Annotated in this window: 19 protein-coding genes; all 19 read right to left on the bottom strand. The window is 46.6% G+C overall.

What is annotated here, in order from left to right:
• Nucleotides 1–205: 205 nt before the first annotated feature.
• The 19 genes from ARB69_RS07000 to ARB69_RS07085 all read right to left on the bottom strand — a co-directional run bounded on the left by ARB69_RS07000 (nt 206) and on the right by ARB69_RS07085 (nt 23,072).
• Entirely contained in the window at nt 206–1,549 is a 1,344-nt protein-coding gene (locus tag ARB69_RS07000) for an ATP-binding protein (RefSeq protein ID WP_055152248.1), read from the bottom strand.
• Nucleotides 1,550–1,961: 412 nt separating this feature from the next.
• Nucleotides 1,962–2,558, bottom strand: a complete 597-nt coding sequence (locus tag ARB69_RS07005; RefSeq protein WP_055152250.1) for a TIGR04100 family radical SAM protein — start codon at nt 2,556–2,558, stop codon at nt 1,962–1,964.
• 215 nt (nt 2,559–2,773) lie between these two features.
• Nucleotides 2,774–3,292, bottom strand: coding sequence for a TIGR04002 family protein (locus ARB69_RS07010; protein WP_055152252.1), 519 nt, complete (start codon nt 3,290–3,292; stop codon nt 2,774–2,776).
• Nucleotides 3,293–3,363: 71 nt separating this feature from the next.
• Complete coding sequence (locus ARB69_RS07015; RefSeq protein WP_055152254.1) at nt 3,364–4,230, bottom strand: pyridoxamine kinase; 867 nt, start codon at nt 4,228–4,230, stop codon at nt 3,364–3,366.
• A 333-nt stretch (nt 4,231–4,563) separates the two neighbouring features.
• Complete coding sequence (locus ARB69_RS07020) at nt 4,564–5,247, bottom strand: D-lyxose/D-mannose family sugar isomerase (protein ID WP_055152256.1); 684 nt, start codon at nt 5,245–5,247, stop codon at nt 4,564–4,566.
• A gap of 77 nt (nt 5,248–5,324) precedes the next feature.
• On the bottom strand, nt 5,325–6,173 hold the full coding sequence (locus tag ARB69_RS07025) for a MurR/RpiR family transcriptional regulator (RefSeq protein WP_055152258.1): 849 nt from the start codon (nt 6,171–6,173) through the stop codon (nt 5,325–5,327).
• A 266-nt stretch (nt 6,174–6,439) separates the two neighbouring features.
• Nucleotides 6,440–7,294 carry a class II fructose-bisphosphate aldolase gene (locus tag ARB69_RS07030; RefSeq protein ID WP_050639038.1) on the bottom strand — a complete coding sequence of 285 codons (855 nt, stop codon included), beginning with the start codon at nt 7,292–7,294 and terminating at the stop codon, nt 6,440–6,442.
• A 24-nt stretch (nt 7,295–7,318) separates the two neighbouring features.
• On the bottom strand, nt 7,319–8,530 hold the full coding sequence (locus ARB69_RS07035) for an ADP-dependent glucokinase/phosphofructokinase (protein ID WP_055152368.1): 1,212 nt from the start codon (nt 8,528–8,530) through the stop codon (nt 7,319–7,321).
• A 64-nt stretch (nt 8,531–8,594) separates the two neighbouring features.
• Nucleotides 8,595–9,455, bottom strand: a complete 861-nt coding sequence (locus ARB69_RS07040) for a ketose-bisphosphate aldolase (protein ID WP_050639039.1) — start codon at nt 9,453–9,455, stop codon at nt 8,595–8,597.
• A gap of 48 nt (nt 9,456–9,503) precedes the next feature.
• Complete coding sequence (locus ARB69_RS07045; protein WP_055152260.1) at nt 9,504–10,340, bottom strand: carbohydrate ABC transporter permease; 837 nt, start codon at nt 10,338–10,340, stop codon at nt 9,504–9,506.
• Nucleotides 10,341–10,343: 3 nt separating this feature from the next.
• The gene (locus ARB69_RS07050; protein WP_055152261.1) at nt 10,344–11,225 is read right to left on the bottom strand and encodes a carbohydrate ABC transporter permease; all 882 of its coding nucleotides are present in this window, start codon (nt 11,223–11,225) and stop codon (nt 10,344–10,346) included.
• Nucleotides 11,226–11,357: 132 nt separating this feature from the next.
• The gene (locus ARB69_RS07055) at nt 11,358–12,677 is read right to left on the bottom strand and encodes an ABC transporter substrate-binding protein (protein ID WP_050639042.1); all 1,320 of its coding nucleotides are present in this window, start codon (nt 12,675–12,677) and stop codon (nt 11,358–11,360) included.
• Between the two features lie 499 nt (nt 12,678–13,176).
• The gene (locus tag ARB69_RS28035) at nt 13,177–13,671 is read right to left on the bottom strand and encodes a glycoside hydrolase family 2 TIM barrel-domain containing protein (protein WP_330377550.1); all 495 of its coding nucleotides are present in this window, start codon (nt 13,669–13,671) and stop codon (nt 13,177–13,179) included.
• A gap of 5 nt (nt 13,672–13,676) precedes the next feature.
• Nucleotides 13,677–14,984: a glycoside hydrolase family 2 protein gene (locus ARB69_RS07060; RefSeq protein WP_330377551.1), complete on the bottom strand. Its 1,308-nt coding sequence runs from the start codon at nt 14,982–14,984 to the stop codon at nt 13,677–13,679.
• Between the two features lie 15 nt (nt 14,985–14,999).
• A complete protein-coding gene (locus ARB69_RS07065; RefSeq protein WP_050639044.1) occupies nt 15,000–17,045 on the bottom strand; it encodes a glycoside hydrolase family 13 protein in 2,046 nt (681 codons plus the stop codon).
• A gap of 59 nt (nt 17,046–17,104) precedes the next feature.
• Nucleotides 17,105–18,901, bottom strand: coding sequence for an ATP-dependent zinc metalloprotease FtsH (gene ftsH, locus ARB69_RS07070; protein ID WP_173020082.1), 1,797 nt, complete (start codon nt 18,899–18,901; stop codon nt 17,105–17,107).
• Nucleotides 18,902–18,941: 40 nt separating this feature from the next.
• Complete coding sequence (hpt, locus tag ARB69_RS07075; protein WP_050639046.1) at nt 18,942–19,469, bottom strand: hypoxanthine phosphoribosyltransferase; 528 nt, start codon at nt 19,467–19,469, stop codon at nt 18,942–18,944.
• Nucleotides 19,426–20,829: a tRNA lysidine(34) synthetase TilS gene (gene tilS, locus ARB69_RS07080; protein ID WP_242857547.1), complete on the bottom strand. Its 1,404-nt coding sequence runs from the start codon at nt 20,827–20,829 to the stop codon at nt 19,426–19,428. Before tilS ends, hpt begins: the two co-directional genes overlap by 44 nt.
• Before the next feature lie 842 nt (nt 20,830–21,671).
• Entirely contained in the window at nt 21,672–23,072 is a 1,401-nt protein-coding gene (locus ARB69_RS07085) for a SpoIIE family protein phosphatase (RefSeq protein ID WP_025653681.1), read from the bottom strand.
• Nucleotides 23,073–23,118: the final 46 nt, after the last annotated feature.

Here is a 23,118-nt window from a genome sequence, read left to right on the forward strand (position 1 = left end):
TTCTTTAGAAAAGCCAGAAGGGGCTGCCGGAAAACGGATTATATATACAAGATATTGCCGTTTGATCACATGATCTGCAGCAATATCTTGTATATAGATTTCATTTCCGGACAGCCCCTTCCTTATGTTCCGGCACAATACAGCTTTTCAGTTATATACCTTATTGCGCCGTATTTAGACCCGTAGTTAAGTTAAACCGCTAACTTTAGTCTTCTGAAATTTCTTTTAAAGCTATACCAATCAGTTTGTCCGTGTAGTCGGCCATAAACAAGGGAATATTTAATAAATCCCCATCTAATCGCAGGTTGCCCAGCGAAAATCTGACTCTGATTTTTACTTGATCCTTATACTTTTCCTTAAATTTCTTAAGGCTTTTACCGGATGTATTGGTTTCAGCTTTTACTTCTACCGGAATTACATCGTTCTCCCTCTGAATTAAAAAATCCACTTCATAAGGCGGGTTATTTACAGACCAGTAACGCGGCGCGGCCTCAAACTGTTCAACCAATGTCTGAAGCACATAGTTTTCTGTCAATGCCCCTTTAAACTCTGTAAATAACCTGTTTCCTTCTCCAAATGCAGTGGGAGCGAGCAACGCCATCCTGCGCAGAAGTCCTACATCCACCAGATATATTTTGAATGCTGACAAATCATCATATGAAGCCAGCGGCAGCCCTGGCGCAGAACTTCTGAATACCTTATAGACCAGTCTGGCATCTACAAGCCACTGCAATGCATCTTCATATTCTCTTGCCCTTGCTCCTTCTTTCACTACTTTATAAAGAAATTTCTTATTTTCACGGGCCAGCTGAGAAGGCACGGATTTCCATATCATTGATATTTTTGGAAATTCACTTACATTAGGATGTTTCCCGAAATCCCGCTCGTACGCTCCGATGATTCCCGACAGCGCTTCCTGCATTGCATCCACATCCCTGGCTTGTGTCCACATGAGTACAGATTCCGGCATCCCTCCTGTCACATAGTACATTTTAAGCTTTTCATACAGCGGATTGTAAAATGCATCCGGAATAGGTTCAATTGTATCAATGCGATCCAGAAAAGTCTTTAAATTCCCATCTCCGTTTGCCAACAGAAATTCGGAAAATGTCATTGGATTAATCTGTAAAAAATTAACCTTTCCCACAGGGAAGGATGATGGCCTCGCTAATGCTATGCCAAGCAGGGAACCAGCACATGCTACATGATACCCCGGCGCATTTTCACAAAAATATTTCATGGAGTTAATCACGTTAGGACAATCCTGTACTTCATCAAAAATTATGAATGTTTTTTCAGGTTCAATCTTTTGACCGCTTGCTAACATAAGATTCTGGAGAATACGGCTGACATCTTTTGTTGTCTCAAAAAACTGCTGGTACTCTTCATTTTCATCAAAGTTAAAGTATGCAGTATTTTCATAATATCTACTGCCGAATTCCTTTAGAATCCAAGTCTTACCGACTTGACGGACACCTTTTAGGATTAAGGGCTTTCTATAAGGTGAATTTTTCCATTTCAGCAGTTTACTCATAATAAATCTTTCCATGGACACCTCCGATCACATAATCATTTATAAAGATGTGTAGATTACCACACTTTTATTATATACTTCGGTAAGTAATGAGTCAATTACACTCTCCACATAATTATATGCATTTTTGTGTAGTTTATCACATTTTTATATATTATTCAGCAGTTCCACTGCTGCTCCTCTCGCCAGCACATGAGTTGCATGGTGCCCTTTGGGTATACCTTATTCTGCAGCTATGCTGCAGACCCGCCCGAAGGGCATGCATTGCGGGGTGCCCTTTGGGTATATATTATTCCGCAGATTTGCTACAGATCCGTTCCGCAGAAACGGCATAGCCCGAAAGCTACGCCGTTTCCCCGAAACATCCTATGTTGTTTTACTTAGCTGCCCCTAAAGGATTTCCCCTTTTCCCGGCCTTTCCGTTCCCTCACGCGTATCTTCTAACCCGAAGCTCCACCCCAATGGATTCCGCCAGTTCCCTGCTTGCCTCAATCTCCTCCTCCGGCAGTACATCCACTACCGTCATCTTTACCTGAGGAATCATTTTCTCACACTCCCCGGCAAATTCCAGCAAGGCCTCAAATGCATTTTCAAAATTAGGCCGTGTAACCCGGGTGTACTCTTCTTTTGTAGGCGCATTCAGGCTGATGGATATGGAATCCGCCACCTCCGCCAGTATGGGGACTATATCTTTTCCATGGTACAGATTACCCAGCCCGTTTGTATTAATCCGTACCGAAACGCCATATTTTTCTTTGGCATATTTTGCGGATTTTACCAGATTCTCCAGCGCACAGGTCGGTTCTCCATACCCGCAGTATACCAGCTCCTTATAACCCTGAAAGTCAAACTCATCCATAGCCGCGATGATTTCTTCCAGAGAGGGATCCTTTTTATGCCAGAGGGTCTCCGCATCCCCAACTCCGTCCTCGTGGCTGCGAATACAGAATTCACACCGGCAGTCACATAAATTTGTAATATTCGCATACACCTGGTTCTTATACGTATATAAAATATCAGCCATCTCATTTTCCTCTTAATCTTAATATTTTCAAATCTAATAAACTAGTGTTCCATCCAGTGAGTAATTATACTTTTGCTGTGCATGGTTCGTGCCAGTGCTAGGCAAAATTCCGACGGCGATGGGGTGCCATCGTCTAGGAATTTTAACGACGCAATGGCACGGAGCAGGCACAGCAGAAGTATAATTACTTGCCGGATGGAGCACTAGTATCGCCATCAGCACAGATGCAGCAATTTCTGCGTCTTATCCTTTACGCGCGCCTTATCCATCGCTGCTGCCAGCGCAAGGAAGATCACCGCACTTCCGCCGGACTGCACTGCACTTCCGGCCAGCGATGCCACCGGAGCCACAAAGGAACCAAACAGAATCCCCTCCGCCAGATAATATCCCGCCGCGGAGATGACTGCAGCAATAAATGGAGCCGCGATATTTCTGGGCGCCATAATCCGGCCTTCCCTGCTTGTAAATGGCAGTGTGATCAGCATTTTTATAATAATTGTCGCAGGCGCCCACATCGGTGCGGTAAGCAGATCCGCCATTCCCCCGCCGATGGCTGCGGCAGCCAGCGCGTACGGCCGGGGGAGGAATACCGCCCCCAGATAGATCAGCGCATCCCCAAAGTGAATGTATCCGCCGTTTGCCCCGTAAGGGATATGGCAGATGTAGGCTGTCATAATTGTAATCATAGCTGCAAACAGTCCGGCTGCCGTTATTTTTGATGTATTATTCCTCATGTGTCTCACTCTCCTTAATTAAACTAATTCTCTCTATATGTTCTAAACTCATTAAAAATACTGTTTTTCATTTATGAGCACTGCTCCGGAAGCAGCATACCAAGGTACTGTTCATAATCCACACCATCATTGCGCGGAATGCCTTCCCTCACAGAATCTGTGATTGCCCGTTCAATAAAAGCTCCGGCAAGTTCTATGCTGACGGATATCTCGTCTCCTCTCGCCATCCCCGCCGCAACAACGGACGCGAAGAGATCTCCCGTCCCGGAATAACTTCCCCCGATATATGGAAACGCGGAAAAACTCTTCTTTCCTCCGCTTACCGCCAGATTTCCCATTTTTGCAACACCGTCCGTGGCATCCCGGAAATGTATGCCCGTTACCACTACGTTCTTCGGTCCCCTCTTCATCAGATTTGCGGCCATCTGCTCAACTACAACGAGAAGATGCTTCTCATCGGTTAATTCCCGGATCATTCTGAAGTCTGTATCTGTCAGAAGACAAAGCTCTGTCAGGTTGGGCGTCACCACATCGGCCTGGAAAACCAGCTCCTTCATGAGGCTGCACAGTTTTTCTGTAAACATGGTATAAACCTTCCCATTATCTCCCATCACCGGGTCTACCAGAAGAAAGGTCTTCTTTCTCCTAAACGTATCCAAAAATTCAAAAATATTTTCAATCTGCCGCTCACTGGCCACAAATCCTGTATAGATTCCGTCGAACCGGGCGTCCATCTTTTTCCACTCCCGCCGGAAATACTGCATCTTATCGGTATAGTCATCGCAATAGTAACTGGGATATCCTGTCTGTGCGCTCAGAACCGCCGTAGGAAGCGGACATGGCTGTACTCCCATGACCGATAACACAGAGATGGCGGCCGTAAGGGAGCAGCGCCCAAATCCCGATAAATCATTGATGACTGCAATTTTCTTAGTCATAATATTCCCTCATTCCTTTCTGCCCTAGAGCGTGTCTACATGCCATGATAGCACATGACTGGTTTACTCTAAATGTCCAGTTATGCATATTTTAACCAGGCCACTTAAATTTTCAGAACACCGTATGCCTCTCCCGAATGGTTTTATGTATAGGAAATCCCATCGGAATTTACTGTATCACCAAAAAAGGTTCCTCCGACTCCCGGGTACGGGATTTGCCCCGTTCCTGTGTCAGAAGAACCTGTTTTATTTTTTATAGCTGCGAGCACTTAATGTCCGTATTTCGGCCGCTTACGTGCGAAGCATATGGCTTCTATAGCCCGATCATCCCAATTACCGCGCCTTCGGATACTCCGTGCATAGCAGGCGGTAAGGCTTTTCATCCTCCTCTATTTCCGGAAAACGTCCGATCGGTTCATAGAAGCAGTTATCATTTTCATCATCATTACACATGGATACTTCTCCCAGTAATACGGAACCGCCGGTCTCCGGAACGATGAAATCATGATACATATATGGAGTAATCGTAATACTTTGGCCTGGTTTTAAGCAGATCTTCGTCCCCGCAGGAACCACTTCTGTTTTTCCGTCCGTATGTACGACAACATCTGTATCCAGCATAGATTTGTCTTCTGCTCCATTGTACACGGTAATATAGATATCGTTTCCGCCGCGGTTTATGATGTCTTCCATCTTGTTCCAGTGATAATGCATCGGAGCAGTCTGCCCCTCATACAGCATTAAAAGCTTTTCCGCATATGGCTTGGGATATTTATCCGGCATCTTTTGATTCCCGTTTCGGATCGTAAGAAGAGAGAATCCCACCTTATCAAAATTACCAAGGCCATAATCTGTAATATCCCATCCCAGGCAGTTATCACGAATCTCATCGTATTCATGTCCCATGTCCTGCCATTCATCTGCAGTCATCTTTGCAAACGGCGGTATTTCAAATCTGTGTTCTGCGATTAATGCCTCCATGTCCTTAATCACCGCGTTTATTCTTGAACGTTTCATACTATAATCCCATCCTTTCTTAATATCCAAATAGCAGGGCGCCTTGTCCCTGCTATCTGTTATTTAATATAGCAAACTTATATTTTATACTCTGATAAAATCATTTCAGGCCTGTCTGCCTGCTTCATCTTAATCCATTCTTCATTTGTAACAAAATTCAAAAGTGCGTCAATCGTTGCCATTACGTTTGTTTGCGCATAGTCCTTGTAGTAGTTAAAAGGTTCGTCTTCCCCGCTGGACAGCAGGACATAATCTGCAAGCTCTGAAACCGGAGATTGCACATAGTCTGTAATAGCAATGATCTTAAGCCCTTTCTCTTTGGCCAGCTCCATTCCCAGAACTACTGGTTTTGACGTGCCGGATTTTGAGATCGCTACCACAATATCTCCCGGATCCGCAAGGTTAATATGGTTCATAAAAAACTCCGCTGAAGCTTCAAATGTACTCCTTATTCCAAGCCTTCCCAGCCGAAACCCCATATATTTTGAAACAGAACAGGTATTACCGATTGCAATAATATGTGCCACATTACATATTTTTAACAGGTTCACGCAGTTCCACATGGTTTCGGCATCCATTCTCCTGCCAATCGCAATCAGCTTCTCTGCATAGTCGTGGAACAATTTTTCTATTGCCCCGGTGCTCTTAGGAATTACCATGCCTTCGTACTGTTTCTTCCCCAGGTCTCTTGCCAGAGTAATCCGAAACTGATAATATCCTGTATATCCGATATGATGACACATACGCACAACTGTAGCATCGCTTACTCCGCTCTGCTTTGCAATCTCCGAAACATTGGAATCCACTGTTTTCTGTGGATTCTGCAAAACAAAATCCGCGACCTTTTTTTCTGCTGCAAATATTTCTCCGTACTTTTCTTTTATGACATCAAGGACTTCCCTCTGTAAAATATTATCATTTTTCAAAGCTCTCTACTCCATATACTTGTTTCAATCCGCACTCGGTAATTTTACAGAGGACGGCTATATTTTATATTCTTGTTAGACTCTTAAATACGTCGCAATGCATCTGTTTATAGCAGCTACATCCCAATAACTATCGTTATTATAGTATCATATAAGACGCCCTCTGTCACTATTATTCTATTGCGCACAGTATCTTTATAAGCTCTTCTGGTTACAGTTCCGGCAGGCCCGAACGATTCCCCTTCTTCACCTAGTGCTGCATTGCACTAGAAATGACAAAGGGTCTTCAGACGTTCCTCTAAGTAGGGCTGTAACCTGGACTGCACATACTCCGGCAAATTGATAATCTTAACCGGATCCGGATTGCCTGCATTCTCCTGGGTAAATGCCGCCACCGCATCATAATATCTGCCTAAAAATTCCGTCCCCAGGTTGAATTTGTTGATTCCCTTTGAGAATGCCGTCAGCAGCTGATCGTCCGGTATACCGCTTCCTCCATGAAGTACCAGCGATACATCTGTAGCCGCATGGATCTCCTCCAGCCGCGCAATATCCAGATGCGGAGTGTCTTTATATTCACCATGTGCATTTCCAATAGAAACAGCCAGGGAATTCACTCCCGTCTCCCTGCAGAATTTTTCTGCCGCATCCGCTTTTGTAAACAGATCCTCATTTGCATTATCAGAAGCAGCGGCAGCTCCCACATGTCCGATCTCGCCCTCTACACATACGCCTGACTCATGGGCCTTAAGCACCACTTTTTTGGTCAGTGCAATATTAGTTTCCAGATCGTTCATAGACCCATCAATCATAACCGACTCAAAACCGGCCCCTATCGTATTCATAATGGCATCATACGTAAAATCGTGGTCCGCATGCAGCCCGATCGGCACCTTCACCTCGCCTGCCAGTTCCTTTACCATAGCCGCATAATTGGCAAATCCGGTTGTGTGCTGAACCGTAACATGCTCCGGGTACAGCATCACCATTGCCGGTGTGTTGGCTGCCTCTGCAGCATATACGACTGATCTTGCCATCGTATAATCCATACAGATGAATGAGATCACCGCAGTGTTGCTTTCCTTCGCCATCTTTAATATATTTTCTGTTTTTTCATACATTGTGTTTTCTCCTTCAAATGATGTCTAATTTCGTCTGTTTTCCTTCAACAGGCCCGGCAGAAGCCCGCCTGCAAAAGAATCGCCCAGGCCGACTACCGTGGGATTCTCCACATAGCTCAAATCTTTACAGGGGATACAGTAGATCTTCTCTCCCAGCCTCTCTCCCATACAATCACAAAATGCTGCGCTTTTTGTTTTAACCGGTATATCTTTGGTCTGTTCATAGTCTTCCGGCGTAAAATTGTCACCGATCCGGAAGCGTGTTGACGCCATCGTGACCCCGCCCTCCAGAGATGCTTTCATTGTGCCTGCATTCTCCCCGTAGACCAGCGCCCACGCGGCAGAATGAACCAGAATCAGCTTGATGCCCGAATTGTCATAAACATATTTTACGGCTTCCTCAACTGCCTTTGGATCCAGTATATCAATCGACTTCCCAATATACTGCTGCAGTTCGTCTTCATTCATACTCAGCACATCGATCTGAGGCGCCAGCTGCCGGTGGACATAGCTGCGGAAATCTTTCTTCACATAACACCCATCCTCCATGACTACAACTGCATCATCCGGCAGATAGGATAAGAGTTTTTTCGTCTTCTCCATCCTGTCTTTCAGCACGTCCGGATCCAAAAGCTCCGAAAAAGAACCCAGCAGGAACACTTCACACCCGCCGATCATCTTACCGAATTCATCCGGCAGAACAGGCATATTCAGACTGTCTTCATCCCGCGAGATCAGGATACGGTTCTCTCTGGGAGTCACAAAATCAATGTCGTTTGCCTGAATCCTCACGCCCTTATGGCACTGCAATACAACGTGCGGATATATCTTATTCTGATCCGGCCCCACCCCCGGCAGAGCCCGGATCTTTGACGGCAGCAGCCGTTTTACATGATCATTGTAGCAGCTGGTCTGCAATACGCTTGAATACCCCAATCGGTCCAGAATAATTCCCGCGCGGGTAGGGGTTCCCCCCAGCGTCACTTCATATTCAAAATGATTCGCAAACTCAATGCACACCTCCGACGTGGAAGGAACCATCTCGCATCCGATTCCCGCCTGCAAATGCGCAAGGCTCATAATCCAAATTGCGCGTTCCGAATCAACCTCGATATCCAGCTTCAGCTCATCCGCATGAATATCAAATGCTTTAATCTGCTCTTCTACCACCTGTGTATCCCATTTCAGTTCATAATCTACACATGTATGAAAGCCTAGTGCAATTCTCTCATTCATTCTGCAGTCTCCTTCGGTCTCATAAAATGTTTCTTTCATAAATTATCCTGAAACGGATAACTTTTTAGTATAATGATGCCTTGCCTGCTGCCTGGAACAGGTCAATCTTATCAAAAGCCACTTTCTTCATCGCTTCCACACAGATCGGCTGAATCTGGTTTGGCTCGCGCAGAGATGCATCCTGAAGAACCTCTCTCATTTTCTCATAATAAGCCGCCTTAATATCGCTGGAAATATTGATCTTATTCACGCCGTGCTCTACAGATTTTGCGATTTCCGAATCTTTGTTAGAAGATCCGCCGTGAAGTACAAGCGGTACATCCACTACTTTTTTAATTTCATCCAGAATATCAATACGAAGTTCCGGTTTCATATCTTTCGGATAAATGCCATGGCATGTTCCAATCGCAATTGCCAGACAGTCAATTCCTGTCTTTTCAATAAAATCCTTTGCCTGCATCGGGTCTGTATATAAGATCTCATCAGGTGCCGTTGTCTCTACGGAATCCGTATTTCCAATGGTGCCAAGTTCACCTTCTACGGATACATTCACCGCATGTGCGGCCTCGCAGACTTTCTGGCATGTTGCAACATTTCCTTCGTAGGGCTGGCTGGAAGCATCGATCATAACAGAGGTAAATCCTGCGCGGATTGCCGTAATTACCTGATCGAAAGTTCCGCCGTGATCCAGATGGATAACCGCCGGTATGGAAGAATTATGTATTCTCTCTACAATTCCCTTCACCATCTCCGTTGAGATATGGCTTAATTCATCCGGATGTATCGCAATAATCACAGGTGCATCCTTCTCCTCAGACGCCTCCATGATGCCGTTAAACATATTATAGTCGCTAATGTTAAATGCAGGTACGGCAAAATGATTTTCATTCGCTACAGCAAGTAATTCTTTCATGTTCATTAACATAGTCATTCTCCTCTTTTCTTCAAATTAATATAATATATCCATTTTCCATTAGCCCTTTACACCGCCGGAAGACATGCCGGCAATAAAGTATTTCTGGAAAAAGATAAACAGAATCAGTACCGGTATGGATCCGAGTACGCTCATAGCCATCATCTGGCTCCAGTCATATGCATGCTGTCCCATCAATAAGTTGATCCCGATCGGAACCGTACGCATTTCCGTTGTCTGTGTCAATGCCAGCGCAAACAGATATTCATTCCACGCCTGCATAAAGGTGTACATCCCTACAGAGACCATTCCAGGTATCGAGATGGGCACTAATACAGACCAAAGAGCTTTCCATCTGGACCCGCCGTCAATCATTACCGCCTCATCCAGCTCCTTGGACAAGGTATTAAAATAACCCGTCATCATCAGGATACAGTACGGCAGTGTCGTAATCAAATAGGTTAGAATCAATGCCAGATATGTATTAAAAAGCTTCATTGCAACAATCATGCCCATGTACGGAATCAGCAGTACAATCGGCGGAATCGACTGTACGCTGACTATCAGGGAATTAAAAATCTCTTTTCCCGGAAAATCAAACCTGCTGAATGCATATGCCGCAAGTATTCCCACAAACAATGTCAGCAGAACTACGCAGCCCGCTACAATATAACTGTTAATGAAGAATCTTACCTTCGTGGAATCCGTCAGCACTGCTATGTAGGACGCTAAACTGGCTGATGAGTCAATAAATTTGGGCGGCCACGAAAAAATAGCCGAATTGGATTTCAGTGAAGAGCAGATCATCCACAAGATCGGAAATGCCGAAAATAAACCTCCCAAAACCAAAAGAATAGAAACTATGACCTTCGTCGATTTTTTATAACTTCCAACCATCTCCTATTCCCTCACTTTCTTCTGCTGTTTCACATAGAAGATTGCAACGAATATGCAGACTACAAGCAATATTGTGGCTGCCGTTGCCGCCATACTATAATCAACCTTCTGGAACGCTTTTTTGTAAATATATATACTCACCGTCTCTGTTGCATTTACCGGGCCGCCGCCTGTCAACATCCAGATAACATTGAAGGACTGCAGCGTCCAGATAAAATCCAACATTGCGATACTAATCAAAATTGGTTTCAATTGTGGTATGGTAATATGCAGAAAACTCTTAACACCTGTTGCCCCGTCAATTGCCGCACTCTCATACAAATCCCCGGAAATTCCCTGCAGGCCTGCAAGAATACTAATCATATAAAACGGATAGCCGCACCAGATGTTGATAAAGCAGATCACCGCCAACGCGAGCTCTCTATTACTCAGCCACTCCGTATTTTGGGATATCTGCGGAAAAACGGACAGAAGATAGTTAACAATACCCGATGGCTGTAACATTAACTTCCACAGAATCGCAACAACTGATGCCGTAAATACCCACGGAAGAATATAAATAACACGGGCAATTGTTTTGGTTCTGGTCCCAAAATATTTGGTATTCAGCAGCATCGCAAATAACATACCCAGAACCAAATGTGCAACAACGCTTACCACCACAAAGATGATGGTGTTCGATATTGCGCCTAAATACTCGCTGTCTGCAAATATGGCCTTATAATTTGCCAATCCGACAAAATCCGGATTCTTTGAGACGACAGCCCCATCCACAAAAGAGTAACCGATTACCATGCAGATAGGGATAACCATAAAAACAATCATTAATAGTATTGTTGGGGCAAGATATCTGTATGGTGCAGTTTTTTTTGCTGTTAACTTCAAAATCAGTCCCTCCTATTATCCTGTTCTAACTTCATACGCAAAAATCTTTTATAAAAAAGTTAAAACCTCTTTTTAGAAATGGGGGGCAGGGAATTCCCCCCTGCTCCCCACTCTTATTTACCTTTAAGTTATTTACTTTCCTGCTTCGTCAAGGTACCCCTGCCAATTTGAAAGCAGTGTAGCGCTGTCAATTTCACCCTCAAGATATGTAGTCAGATCGTTTGTCATAGAAGTCATAACATCTGATGCGTTAGGAAGGCCAATGAATTCATTAATTACATAGTTCTTCTTATATAACTCATAGTAAGACTGGAACTGTTTTGGCGCTTCGCTGTAATCCGGCTCAGCAACCGTACTGTTCGGGAATGCTGACATAGTAGCTGCCAGTCCTGCAGATGCGGAACCATCTTTTCCATCCATACCGCCAAGCAGGTAGTTTACAAATTTAGCTGCTTCTTCCTTATTTTCACTGTTTTCTGTAATACCTACAGCCCAGCTGGCATAGCAGATACCGCTCTGGTCTTTGTAATCATCTTTTACCGGAATCGTAGTAGCTTCAAAATTGATGTCCGTAAACTGGCTCATAGTAGCTGCAGATGCTACTGTAAATGCACAGTTGCCCGCTGCAAAGTTACTTGTCATCTCGGATTCTTCCAATGTGCTCATACCTGGATATAAGGAACCGTCGTCATAAAGTCCTTTGAACATCTCAGCAAGTGCCGCCAGATCCGCGTTGTCTTTTGTCTTGTACGCGCCGCTGTCGTCCTTCAGGCTGATTCCTGATCCCCAGCCGGTTCCCATGAAGACATTCTGGATACCGTTTGCGTTTGTTGTACCCAGGTTCAATGCAAATGCGGATTTTCCTGCTGCTGTAATCTTCTTGCAGGCATCTCTCAGCTCGGTCCATGTAGTTGGAATCGCTTCAACTCCGGCCTCCTTCAGGATGTCCATGTTCACATACATTGGATATGCAAAATTCAGAACCGGGACAACATAGCTGGTGCCGTCAACTTTCCATGTATCGCTTGCAAGACTGCTGTCTACGCCAGCGTCTTCAGCAGCAGTCAAAATACCCATATCAACAAATTCTGAAAGCCATGCGCCGTCTACACTGATAATATCTGCGATGGTGCCGTTCGTTGCGCCTGCTGTAATCGCTGTCTTGGTGTCGGCCCAGGGTGCTGTTAATAATTCTACTTTCACACCTGTCTCTTCTTCATATTTGGCACATATATCATCCAAATATCCGTCCGGGAGCTCTGCCCCCCACCACTGCTGGAACTTCAGTGTCACATCACTTTTAGCGTCGGATCCGCCTTCATCAGCTTTTGCTTCTGTCTTGGCATCTGTTTTTGCTTCTTCCTTGCCTCCGCCGCATGCTGCCAGACTTACCACCATAATGCCCATCATACCAACGGCAAGCCCCTTTTTCATGATCGTACTCAGTTTCATAATGACTCCTCCTTTAATATTTGCGCCTCTATGCATGTAATTTATTTTCATGAACTGCTGGGTTTCATTTCTTTTAGTGCCAGCTTTCTTTCATCATGCATGTTCGGCTGTTATATTGTGTAATTTTATTTTACCACTATTTCACAATAAGTCAATATTAAGCAGATTGATTACTTTATTTTTGTGTATTATTTACAATTTCGTTATATATTTAACAATATCTCATGAAATATTTTTTCTCTCTCTTTGGAAATTTTATTTCACGACTTAGATTTATTAGCCAGACAATCCCCCTGTTTTTCCCTCTTTTAACACAATCTCAATGCCTTAATTTCTAAAAAAGTCTCAAAAATGACAAACAAGGGAATATCGCACGAATGTTTCTTCGTGATATTCCCTTGTACATTATTTCTAATATGAAAACAATTTTCACATGCTATATTTCTTAACCAGACATTTTATTTTCCAAAACACAATAGACCACAAATATGTTTTGCACTTATATAGAGCGTGCCCCTATCTTCTTAACCTCACGATCATACGTAAATATCCCATTCACTTCTTCTTCCACATCCGAAAGTTGTGTATAGACACTTGCACACAGTCCTTCGGGTATCAACGCTTCTACCTCTTTTTCCAGCTTTTTATACGCCCGGTTGAGCTTTCCTCTATCCGTATATATTCCATACCCATACTGAGTCAGGCAGGTGCTGTGGCCCTCCTGTCTCATCGAATATCCGCCGTATTCAGACAGAACCGCAGCCCTTCTCTCCTCCGGTTTTATCCGAAGCTTAAAAAAATAATTGTGCAGACTCTGTAAGTCTCCACCTCCTTGGTCGAACCATCCGCTGGCTTGGTCGATCAGTCGGGAGGGATCTGATTTTCTCAAAATCTGCGTCATATCCTCAGTCTGGAACTGCCCCCATCCTTCATTGAATATCACCCATACGGCAATGCTTGGGTGCCCCTTCAGCCGCTCTGCCGTCTCTTTCATCTCCTTTATAAATTCCAGGCGCCCTTCTTTTTTTCTCTGGCCAGTAGCCTGGTGTACACATCCCTGATCCTCCGGCTCCTCCAGGACAATATGGTGGCTGCATAAGTCACGAACCACGGTTTATACTTTCCGCCCCCATTCACCATATCCTGCCACACAACCATCCCCAGCCGATCACAGTGATAATACCATCTCTGAGGTTCAATCTTAATATGTTTGCGTATCATATTGAAGCCCATATCCTTCATAGACTGTATATCGAATATAATCGCCTGGTCGGATGGCGCCGTGTAAAGTCCGTCCGGCCAGTACCCCTGATCCAGCACGCCTTTCTGGAACTGCACCTTATGGTTCAGGCAGATTCTGGGGCATCCGGTCCGGTCAGGCTCAATCGTAAACGTACGCATGGCAAAATAACTCTCTGCCCTGTCCTCCCCCAATTCCACTGTAAAATAGTAGAGAAAAGGCTCCTCACACGTCCACGGACATACCGCGGGCAGAGAAACCTCGATGCCCTCTCCCGGCATCCCCTGCGCACTGCTCCAATCCTGTATTTCCTGGGTTTTCCCATCTGCCACGTCGACGGGCGCGCACATAGGACTGCTATATACCCCTGGCTTCCTGACACGGATTTCAACCGGAATATGCGCATTTGCCTCCACCGTAATCCGCACCTTTCCTCCGTCAAAATCCGGTTCCGCATGAATACTCTGTATATACTGTTCTGGCACGTCCTCCATCCAAACGGTCTGCCAGATCCCGCTCTGCGCCGTGTAGAACATGCCGCCTCTGTCCAGCTTCTGCTTTCCCCTGGCGTGGTAGGAAGTATCGCTCAGATCCTTCACGGCCAGCACGATTTCATTTTCTCCCGGCTTTAAATATGCCGTGATATCCGCCTCAAAAGGCAGATAACCGCCTGTATGCCGCGCCGCCCTCCTGCCGTTAACAAAAACTACACAGGACTGATCCACCGCTCCAAAATGAAGCAGCCGTCTACCGCCCTTCCCGCCGTTTTTTGTCTCTTCGCTAACCCGGCAGTCATCCGGCTGCGGCATAGCAAAGGTTCTCCGGTACCAAAGATATTCATTCGGCTGAAGCTGCCTCCCCACACCGGACAGAACACATTCCGGAGAAAAAGGCACCAGGATATGTCCGTCATATTCCGAAGGCCTGGAAAAAGCTTTTGTAAAAGCGTATTCCCATTCCCCGTTAAGATTTATATAGCTGTCCCTTACCATAAGGGGCCTCGGATACTCCTCCAGCACATGCTCCCTGTCAAGTTCCCTTCCCCACTTGGTATAAAGTTGTTTCATAAACATCCTTTCGTTTTAATCTTCACGTTTTGTTCTCATAACAAGCGCTGAATGCCGTCCCATATTCAGCACGACCTCCCCGCTGTGGATCAGATAAACATCCGGCTCCACCGTATAGCCCTCTTCGTAACTGTAAAGCAGGCGTTCCATCCTGCCCGTCACGGGCACTTCCGCCATCCAGACCGGTACCGTCACTTCCCGCAGCTCTTTGCTGTTATTGAGGACTACCACAATCTGCTCATCCCCCTGAAATCTGCCGTACGCCAGTATATTATCCGCCCAGTACAGCATCCGCAGCGAACCCTGCCTCAGAGGCTTCTCGCTCTTATGAATGCGGATCATTTCCTTATGGAATTCCAGCATCTGACGGTCTTCTTTTCCCCATGGATATGTCCGTCTGTTATCCGGGTCCGTAAATCCGCAAAGGCCCGCCTCATCCCCGTAATATATGGTAGGCGCACCGATCCATGTCATCTGGATCACAACTGCTTCCCGCATAACCGCATGGTTGACCCCTTCCTCCGCTGCTCTTGAGCCTAAATGCTCCACTCTTCCGACAATGTGGTTGGTCCGGGTCAGAAAACGGGAATGATCGTGGTTGGACAGTTCGTTCATCGCAACCTGCAGCGACGGTGTCAGCATAGTCGCCATAAAATGCCGCATTGTTTTCACAAAATTGTCTCCATTGCCCCAGAGATCCGTCCTCCGCTCATCGCTGTGCTTCTCCATTCCGGTCAAAAACCATGTTACCGGTTCCATAAATGCGTCATAATTCATAACGCTGTCCCACTCATCCCCCTGCAGCCATTCCGTAGGATCGCCGTAATGCTCCGCAAGAATCAGCGCATCCGGCCTGGCCTTCTTCACTTCCTGCCTGAACCGTTTCCAGAACATGTGGTTATACTCATTGCTGTACCCAAGGTCTGCCGCTACATCCAGACGCCAGCCGTCTACATTAAAGGGAGGGGAAACCCACTTCTTCCCAATATCCATGATATACTGCTCCAGCAGCGGAGAATCCTCGTAGTTCAATTTAGGCAGCGTATCGTGCCCCCACCATCCGTCATATGCATAATTGTACGGCCAGGCAGAGTCGCTTTCATTAAAGAAATGGAAAAATGAGCGATACGGGCTTTCCGCACTGACAAACGCCCCTTTTTCATATCCCGCCTGCTGCTCGTAGATCCGTTCTTTGTCCATCCACTTGTTAAAGGAACCGCAGTGATTGAATACCCCGTCCAGAATCACACGCATTCCCCGGCTGTGCATAGCCTCCACCAGATCGATAAACAGCTGGTTGGATGCCTCCAGGTTTGCCTTATCACCGGTGCGCTTCTGGTATTTGGTGGCCTCAATATTATCCGCTGCCCACTCAGGGAGAACCAGCCCTCCGTCTTTTGCCAGCTTCCCATAGTGTGGATCTATATAATCGTAGTCCTGTATATCGTATTTGTGATTGGACGGCGAGACAAACAGCGGATTAAAATAAATAACCTCCACGCCCAAATCCTCTAAGTAATCCAGCTTATCCATGACTCCCTGCAGATCCCCGCCGTAAAATCTCCGGATATCCATGGCCTGAGGCAGCTGATCCCAATCCGTAACTTTCTGGCACGGCTCCCCGATATAAATATATTCCCAGTCCTCCACATCGTTGGACTTATCGCCGTTACAGAACCTGTCAACAAAGATCTGATACATAACAGCCCCTTTTGCCCAATCCGGCGTAGAGAATCCCGGAACTATAACAAAGGCGTAGAAATCCACGATTTCCTTCGCCACTCCGCACCTGTTATAATAGCAGGTCTCCCCGTCTTTTTTCACCCCAAAGCTGTAGGAAAAGGGGTCTTTCCCCAGCTGCCAATCTATCTCATAATAATCAAACTCCCCACGGGAGTCTGTCTTCTTCATTTTATACCCACCAGTCTTGGTTAAAATACAGACTTCATCTGCATCATCCTTCGCCGTTCTGAACTTGAGCTTCACTTTCTCATACTCATCAGGCTCTGCAGGAATCACATAGCTGGACGTTCCATCACAAAATAGTGCGTCCTTATTCATAAAAAACCTCCTTAGGGGCAAGCCCTCCCTCCTCTGGAAGTACTTGCCCCATTACTCTTCTACTCTCCAAAAAGTGCTTCGAATTCACTTCTCGTAATTTTTTCTTTTTCCAACAGCAAATTAGCGCAAGCCTGTAATACAGAATCGTATTCCTTCAGAATAGATCTTGCTTTCAAATAGCATTCGTCAATGATTCTCTTCACTTCTTCATCAATCGTGCTGGCTACCTTCTCGCCGTAGCCCCTTGATGTGTGTCCAAAATCCCGGCCGATAAATACTTCATCGCTGTCGTTATCATAGTTGATCAGCCCCAGACGTTCAGACATACCAAACTTCATAATCATGGAACGGGCAATCGCCGTTGCCTGTTTGATATCCTGTGATGCGCCTGTGGTGATATCATCAAACACTTCCTCTTCCGCCACACGGCCTCCAAGTGACACGGTAATCTCCTGGAGCATATGCCCCTTTGTATTGAACATATCGTCTTTCTCCGGCAGAGGCATCGTATAACCGCCCGCTCCTCCTGTCGGAACAATAGATACGCTGTAGACAGGCCCCACATCCGGCAGTACATGGAACAAAATCGCATGGCCGGCCTCGTGGTATGCTGTAATCCTGCGCTCTTTATCTGACACTATACGGCTCTTCTTCTCCGGTCCGATTCCCACTTTTATAAAAGCATGGCGGATATCGGACTGCTGTAGAAATACGCGTCCCTCTTTTGCAGACAGGATGGCAGCTTCATTCAGCAGGTTTTCCAGATCTGCGCCGGTAAATCCAGCCGTCGTCTGTGCAATCTGCTTCAGATCCACGTCGTCTCCCAGCGGTTTATTCTTTGCGTGAACTTTCAGGATCTCCTCGCGTCCGCCCACATCCGGGCGCCCAACAATTACATTCCTGTCAAATCGTCCCGGCCTTAGAATCGCAGGATCAAGAATATCTTTTCTGTTGGTTGCCGCCATCACGATGATGCCTTCATTCACACCAAAACCATCCATCTCCACAAGCAGCTGGTTCAGCGTCTGCTCCCGTTCATCGTGTCCGCCGCCCAGACCGCTTCCCCTGCGCCTTGCAACAGCATCAATCTCATCGATAAAAATAATACAGGGGGAATTCTTCTTCGCATCCTGGAACAGGTCACGCACGCGGGATGCACCGACTCCGACAAACATCTCCACAAAGTCGGAACCCGAGATGCTGAAAAACGGAACTCCTGCTTCCCCTGCAACGGCTTTTGCAAGCAGCGTCTTACCGGTTCCCGGAGGTCCCTCAAGCAGAACGCCCTTGGGAATTCTCGCACCAACCTGAATATATTTTTTAGGAGACTTGAGGAAATCTACGATCTCTTCCAGCTCCTCTTTTTCCTCTTTTAAACCTGCCACATCCGCAAATGTCACCTTTTTGTCCGTATCCGTGGTCATCTTCGCGCGGCTCTTGCCAAAATTCATCGCCTTGGCATTGGCCCCGCCCCCCTGACGGTTCATAAACATAAAGATCACCGTGATTCCCAAAAATGTGATCAGAAGCGGTACCAGTATCGTTGTAAACCATGAATCCTGGGGAACATCCAGCAGTTTATACTCTATTCCCGCCTTATCTAAAATATCCTGCGTCTTCTCTACATCAGATGTAGTAACTTGTTTTACAGCCCCGCTGTCCTTAAGCGTCACGGTCACAACACCGGTAGGAGCGGTCTTATTCTGCTTAATGATAACATCCTGTACATTTTTATCTTTTACTTCCTGTACAAAGCGTTGGTTTGTCATCTCCTGGTCTTTCACCTGGAATCTGTTTGTAAGCCACAGTGCAAGGAAGACAATCACAATAAATGTAAGAAATGTCGCACCGCCCATGCTTTTATACTTTTTGTTGTTCAATGGTGTGTACTCCTTCCTATTCTACTCCTTCCACCACACCTATATATGGCAGATTTCTATATTTCTGAGCGTAGTCCAAGCCATAGCCGACTACGAATTCGTCCGGTATCTCAAATCCTACATAATCTACTTTCACGTCTTTTTCTCTTCTTTCAGGCTTATCCAGAAGCGTGCACAGATGCAGGCTCTTTGGGTGGCGCTGTCTTAAAGTTTCCATCAGATAGTACAACGTTCTTCCGGAATCAATGATATCCTCCACAATCAGGACATCCTTTCCCTCGATCGACTCATCCAGGTCTTTGGCAATACGTACAACTCCGCTGGATGATGTTCTGTTGCCATAGCTGCTTACGCTCATATAATCGATGGATACCGGTACGGTAATCCTCTTGGCAAGCTCGCACATAAAAAATGCGCCGCCCTTTAAGATGCAGATTAAGTGCACCTGCCGCCCTTCATAGTCTTTGCTGATCTGTTTCCCCAAAAATTCAATTCTTTCGTCAACTTCTTTTTCTGGTACTAAAACCGTAATCTTCTCTGACATCACTTTTTTCCTCCGTTACTTTTATCTCCAGCACCCGGTGCGTCTGCACGGTTATCTGGCAGGCACTGCTCATACGATACCCCAATATCCATATAATCTGCTTCTCATCTGCAATCAGCGGAACGCAGTCCCGCTCTTCGGACGGTATCTTCTCATTAATAAAATAGGACTTGATCTTCTGGCTCCGTCCGTCTTTATCAATCACGATGCTGTCCCGTCCCTGTCTGGGCCTGATAATCAGGTCACCTTTTATTATATCATAGTCAAACCATTTCGTGTAGGTTTTTTGGGGTGCTTGTTTTGCCGAAAAATCAACCGATTTTTCCAGTATACTACAGCATATCGTCAGATTCAGTTCCGGCACCCGGGTAATTCCTGGTACACGTAATTGTATAGGGGAGAAACCCTTTTTCTGCACATCTGTTTTCTTCTTCAGCACAACACCGTCATAATTCCTGACGGCCTTCACCGAATATGGCAGATCCCTGCTTCTGCCGGTCTGTTTCTCAAACAGTCCGGCCACCGCTTCCACATGCGCCATGGTAATATCCCTTTCTGCGCCCGCGGCCCTAGTCAAACATCTTCTGATCAGAAGACCCTGCAGCACCCGGTGAAGCTTCCGGTATCCGGCTTCATAAATGCAAATGCCTCCGTCCTTTTGTTTGGCCGCGCAGTCCTGATAAGCCTGCTCCGTCTGCATCTCCATATAATCCTGCAGCCCGCGTATCTGCTCCATCGCCTCATTCATATGGCGCACGGCCTGCGCATTAACTTGTTCTTCCAGAACAGGGATCACCTGATGGCGCAGCCGGTTTCTCGTATAGTCATCCTCCTCGTTCGTCTCATCCTGGCAGAACCCGCAGCCAATCTCCTCCACAAACCGCTCGATCTCCCTGCGGTTCAGGCAGAGCAGCGGACGGATGATATTTCCCGCCACAGGCTGAATCCCGCCAAGCCCTTTCAGCCCGGTTCCCCGGGCCAGATTCATAAGGAGCGTCTCCGCGTTGTCATTCTGATGATGAGCCATAGCAATTTTAGTTCCCCCACACGCAAGCAAAGTCCTCTCAAAAGCCTCCCTGCGCACAACACGGCCGGCCTCCTCAACAGATTGTTTCCGTTTTTTGGAAATTGATTCCACATTTTCATGATAAACCACACATTTTACATCATGTTTCCTGCACAGTTCCTGCACAAACACCTCATCGCGCTTAGCATTCTCTCCGCGGAGCCCGTGATTCACATGTACAGCCACAATCTCAATCCCCATCTCCTCACGAAGTTCCAGAAGCACAAAAAGAAGGCATACCGAATCCGCTCCGCCCGATATACCTGCGACAATCTTATCTCCACTAACAATCATCTGATAACGCCCAATAAACCCCAAAACCTTTTCCATAAGTAAACTATAACTAATTTTTGAGGGAAATGCAAGGGGGAGTACGCCTGGCTGAAATGGGGAGGAGGATGCCGGGGAAGAAACGGGGAAGGGCACGGGAAGTGACCCGCTTACGGAGAAGTACTAACGCCAAAGACACCGCCCGCGGGGGCACGTACATCATGCAGCGAGAAAGCCTGATGCTTTCTCGCCTTAGGATGTACTGGGAAGTGATTTTGGAAAATCACTTCCCATCCCCCGCGGGCGGTGTCTTTGGTGTAAGTACTTCTAAACCGTGCGCTCTACACTTCCCGTGCCCTTCCCCGTTTCTTCCCCGGCATTCTCCTCCCCATTTCAGCCAGGCTATGTTCATCCTTTTACTAAGAAAATTAGTTTGATGGGGATTCACTGGCGGGGCCAGTGAATCATCTTGACCCCTCGGCAATAATCCGCCCCAGCCCGGACCGTCCCGTGCAGGCTGCAGCCATCCGCCATCCCCGTCCGTGCGCAACCCGCGAAGCGGGCGCCTATTACGGCCGGATGCGCCAAGCCTTGGGAAGCGGACATAGTGTCGTCTAGAAGCGTGGGATGGCTGTTAGCTGGCGTAAAGTAAAAAAGCAGGAAAACCGGGGTAATTTTTGTGATTCCGAATCACAAAAATTCCTGGACCCAACGCGGGAAGCCATCAGGGCTTCCCGTGATGTGTCCAGGTTGCCCCGGTTTTCCTGCTTTTTTACACTACGCCAGCTTACAGTCATCCCCCGCTTCCAGACGACACTATGTCCGCTTCCCAAGGCGCCCCCCCTCCGCCTAATACCGCTCGCCCCCTAGCACTCCCAGAGGCCGACTACCAGGACCGTCATGTCATCCATAGGCGCCGCGTCCCCATTCCAGTTCAGTACCTGTTCGAGGATATGATGTGCCATTTCTTTTGGGTTATTCATGGCGGTTCCCTGTATGATTGTCTCCAGCAGGATGTCCTGCTCTCCTACGGGGAGGGCATCCATGATGCCGTCGGTTACCATGATGACGAAATCGCCGTCCTCCAGCTGACGTTTTACGGAGTCTATTTCTATGGTGTGCAGTACGCCGATTGGAAGACTCGTGGAACTCAGGTGTTCTACCTTGTCCTTCTTTTTGATGAAGGTGGAGGACGCACCTGCTTTTATTAATTCGCATGTGCCTGTGTATAAGTCAAATACACTCATATCTATTGTGGAGAAATGTATTTCTTCTCTCCCCATAACCAAGGTTGTGTTGATCATCTGGATGGCGGTTTTTTCCGGAAATCCGGCTTCCAGCAGCTCCTCCAGAAGCTCAATTACGAGCGTACTTTCACGGCACGCTTTTTCTCCGGAACCCATGCCGTCCGATAAGGCAACTCCCTGACGGCCTCCGGACAGCTCCATCATCATGAAGTTGTCTCCTGATATCTGGCTACAGCCTTTTCCAATCCGCGCAACTCCCTGCAATGTATAGAATGCGGGGCCTTCCATGCATACTACGGTTGTGTAGTCTCTCCCCAGCATCTGGCAGTGGGCTCCGTCCAATACGAACCGCCGCCCCATTACTTCTGATACGCCCCTGACCAGCTCCTTTGTTGTGACGCATTCATTCTGCATGGCCCGGGCGGTTATATGCACCTCATACTTTCCTTCGCGGTTCATAAAAAAGTTCGTGTATAATACCCGTATTCCTTTCCGTTTCAGGTGCGCGCTGATCTTCTTCTCCAGACGCTCGTCCGTAAACATGCTGTCCTCCAGCTCTTTTGCCGTACTGCGGATCATATCTGCAAATGTATCCATCTGCACGGCACACCCTTCCCGGCTCTGGGCAATCCTGTTAATCCAGATCATATTCTGCCGCGCTTCATGGAAAGCCTCCAGCATCTCCCGCAGAAATCTGGGAGCCATAATACACCTTTGCTGCAGCTTTCTTTTTGTCTCCGTGTTCAGTTCATTGCCATAACTGTCCACTGCCGACAGTATCTCGTATCCCATCTGGTAGGTGTGAACAAAATTCTCTCCCCAGCACCAGGAACACTTTTCACAGTTTTTGCAGACTTTTCCTTTCACTTTCTCGAACATTTCTTCTATTTCTTCGCTGCTGAATGTTTTTTTCTTTTCTTCCAGTTTTAAAAATGTGTGGGACAGTTGTTTCAGGGAATCTGCAAATTTTTCAATCTGGGCCACATAGGGGCTGGAATGTAATACTTGTCCTTCTTCCATGCTTTCCCCTCCTATTCTTCGTATTTTCTGTAAAACATAAATATGA

The organism is Faecalicatena contorta, assembly GCF_001404335.1.
GTDB classification, from domain to species: domain Bacteria; phylum Bacillota; class Clostridia; order Lachnospirales; family Lachnospiraceae; genus Faecalicatena; species Faecalicatena contortus_B.

Bases quoted from the DNA above. Each gene is read 5' to 3' on its own strand.
- ARB69_RS07065 (WP_050639044.1), bottom strand. From the start codon at position 17,045: ATGAATAAGGACGCACTATTTTGTGATGGAACGTCCAGCTATGTGATT.
- tilS (WP_242857547.1), bottom strand. From the start codon at position 20,829: ATGATTGTTAGTGGAGATAAGATTGTCGCAGGTATATCGGGCGGAGCG.
- ARB69_RS07020 (WP_055152256.1), bottom strand. From the start codon at position 5,247: ATGAAACGTTCAAGAATAAACGCGGTGATTAAGGACATGGAGGCATTA.
- ARB69_RS07000 (WP_055152248.1), bottom strand. From the start codon at position 1,549: ATGGAAAGATTTATTATGAGTAAACTGCTGAAATGGAAAAATTCACCT.
- ARB69_RS07040 (WP_050639039.1), bottom strand. From the start codon at position 9,455: ATGTTAATGAACATGAAAGAATTACTTGCTGTAGCGAATGAAAATCAT.
- hpt (WP_050639046.1), bottom strand. From the start codon at position 19,469: ATGTCAGAGAAGATTACGGTTTTAGTACCAGAAAAAGAAGTTGACGAA.
- ARB69_RS28035 (WP_330377550.1), bottom strand. From the start codon at position 13,671: ATGAAAGAGACGGCAGAGCGGCTGAAGGGGCACCCAAGCATTGCCGTA.
- ARB69_RS07045 (WP_055152260.1), bottom strand. From the start codon at position 10,340: ATGGTTGGAAGTTATAAAAAATCGACGAAGGTCATAGTTTCTATTCTT.
- ARB69_RS07005 (WP_055152250.1), bottom strand. From the start codon at position 2,558: ATGGCTGATATTTTATATACGTATAAGAACCAGGTGTATGCGAATATT.
- ARB69_RS07015 (WP_055152254.1), bottom strand. From the start codon at position 4,230: ATGACTAAGAAAATTGCAGTCATCAATGATTTATCGGGATTTGGGCGC.
- ARB69_RS07085 (WP_025653681.1), bottom strand. From the start codon at position 23,072: ATGGAAGAAGGACAAGTATTACATTCCAGCCCCTATGTGGCCCAGATT.
- ARB69_RS07060 (WP_330377551.1), bottom strand. From the start codon at position 14,984: ATGAAACAACTTTATACCAAGTGGGGAAGGGAACTTGACAGGGAGCAT.
- ftsH (WP_173020082.1), bottom strand. From the start codon at position 18,901: ATGGGCGGTGCGACATTTCTTACATTTATTGTGATTGTCTTCCTTGCA.
- ARB69_RS07010 (WP_055152252.1), bottom strand. From the start codon at position 3,292: ATGAGGAATAATACATCAAAAATAACGGCAGCCGGACTGTTTGCAGCT.
- ARB69_RS07030 (WP_050639038.1), bottom strand. From the start codon at position 7,294: ATGTATGAAAAAACAGAAAATATATTAAAGATGGCGAAGGAAAGCAAC.
- ARB69_RS07035 (WP_055152368.1), bottom strand. From the start codon at position 8,530: ATGAATGAGAGAATTGCACTAGGCTTTCATACATGTGTAGATTATGAA.
- ARB69_RS07055 (WP_050639042.1), bottom strand. From the start codon at position 12,677: ATGAAACTGAGTACGATCATGAAAAAGGGGCTTGCCGTTGGTATGATG.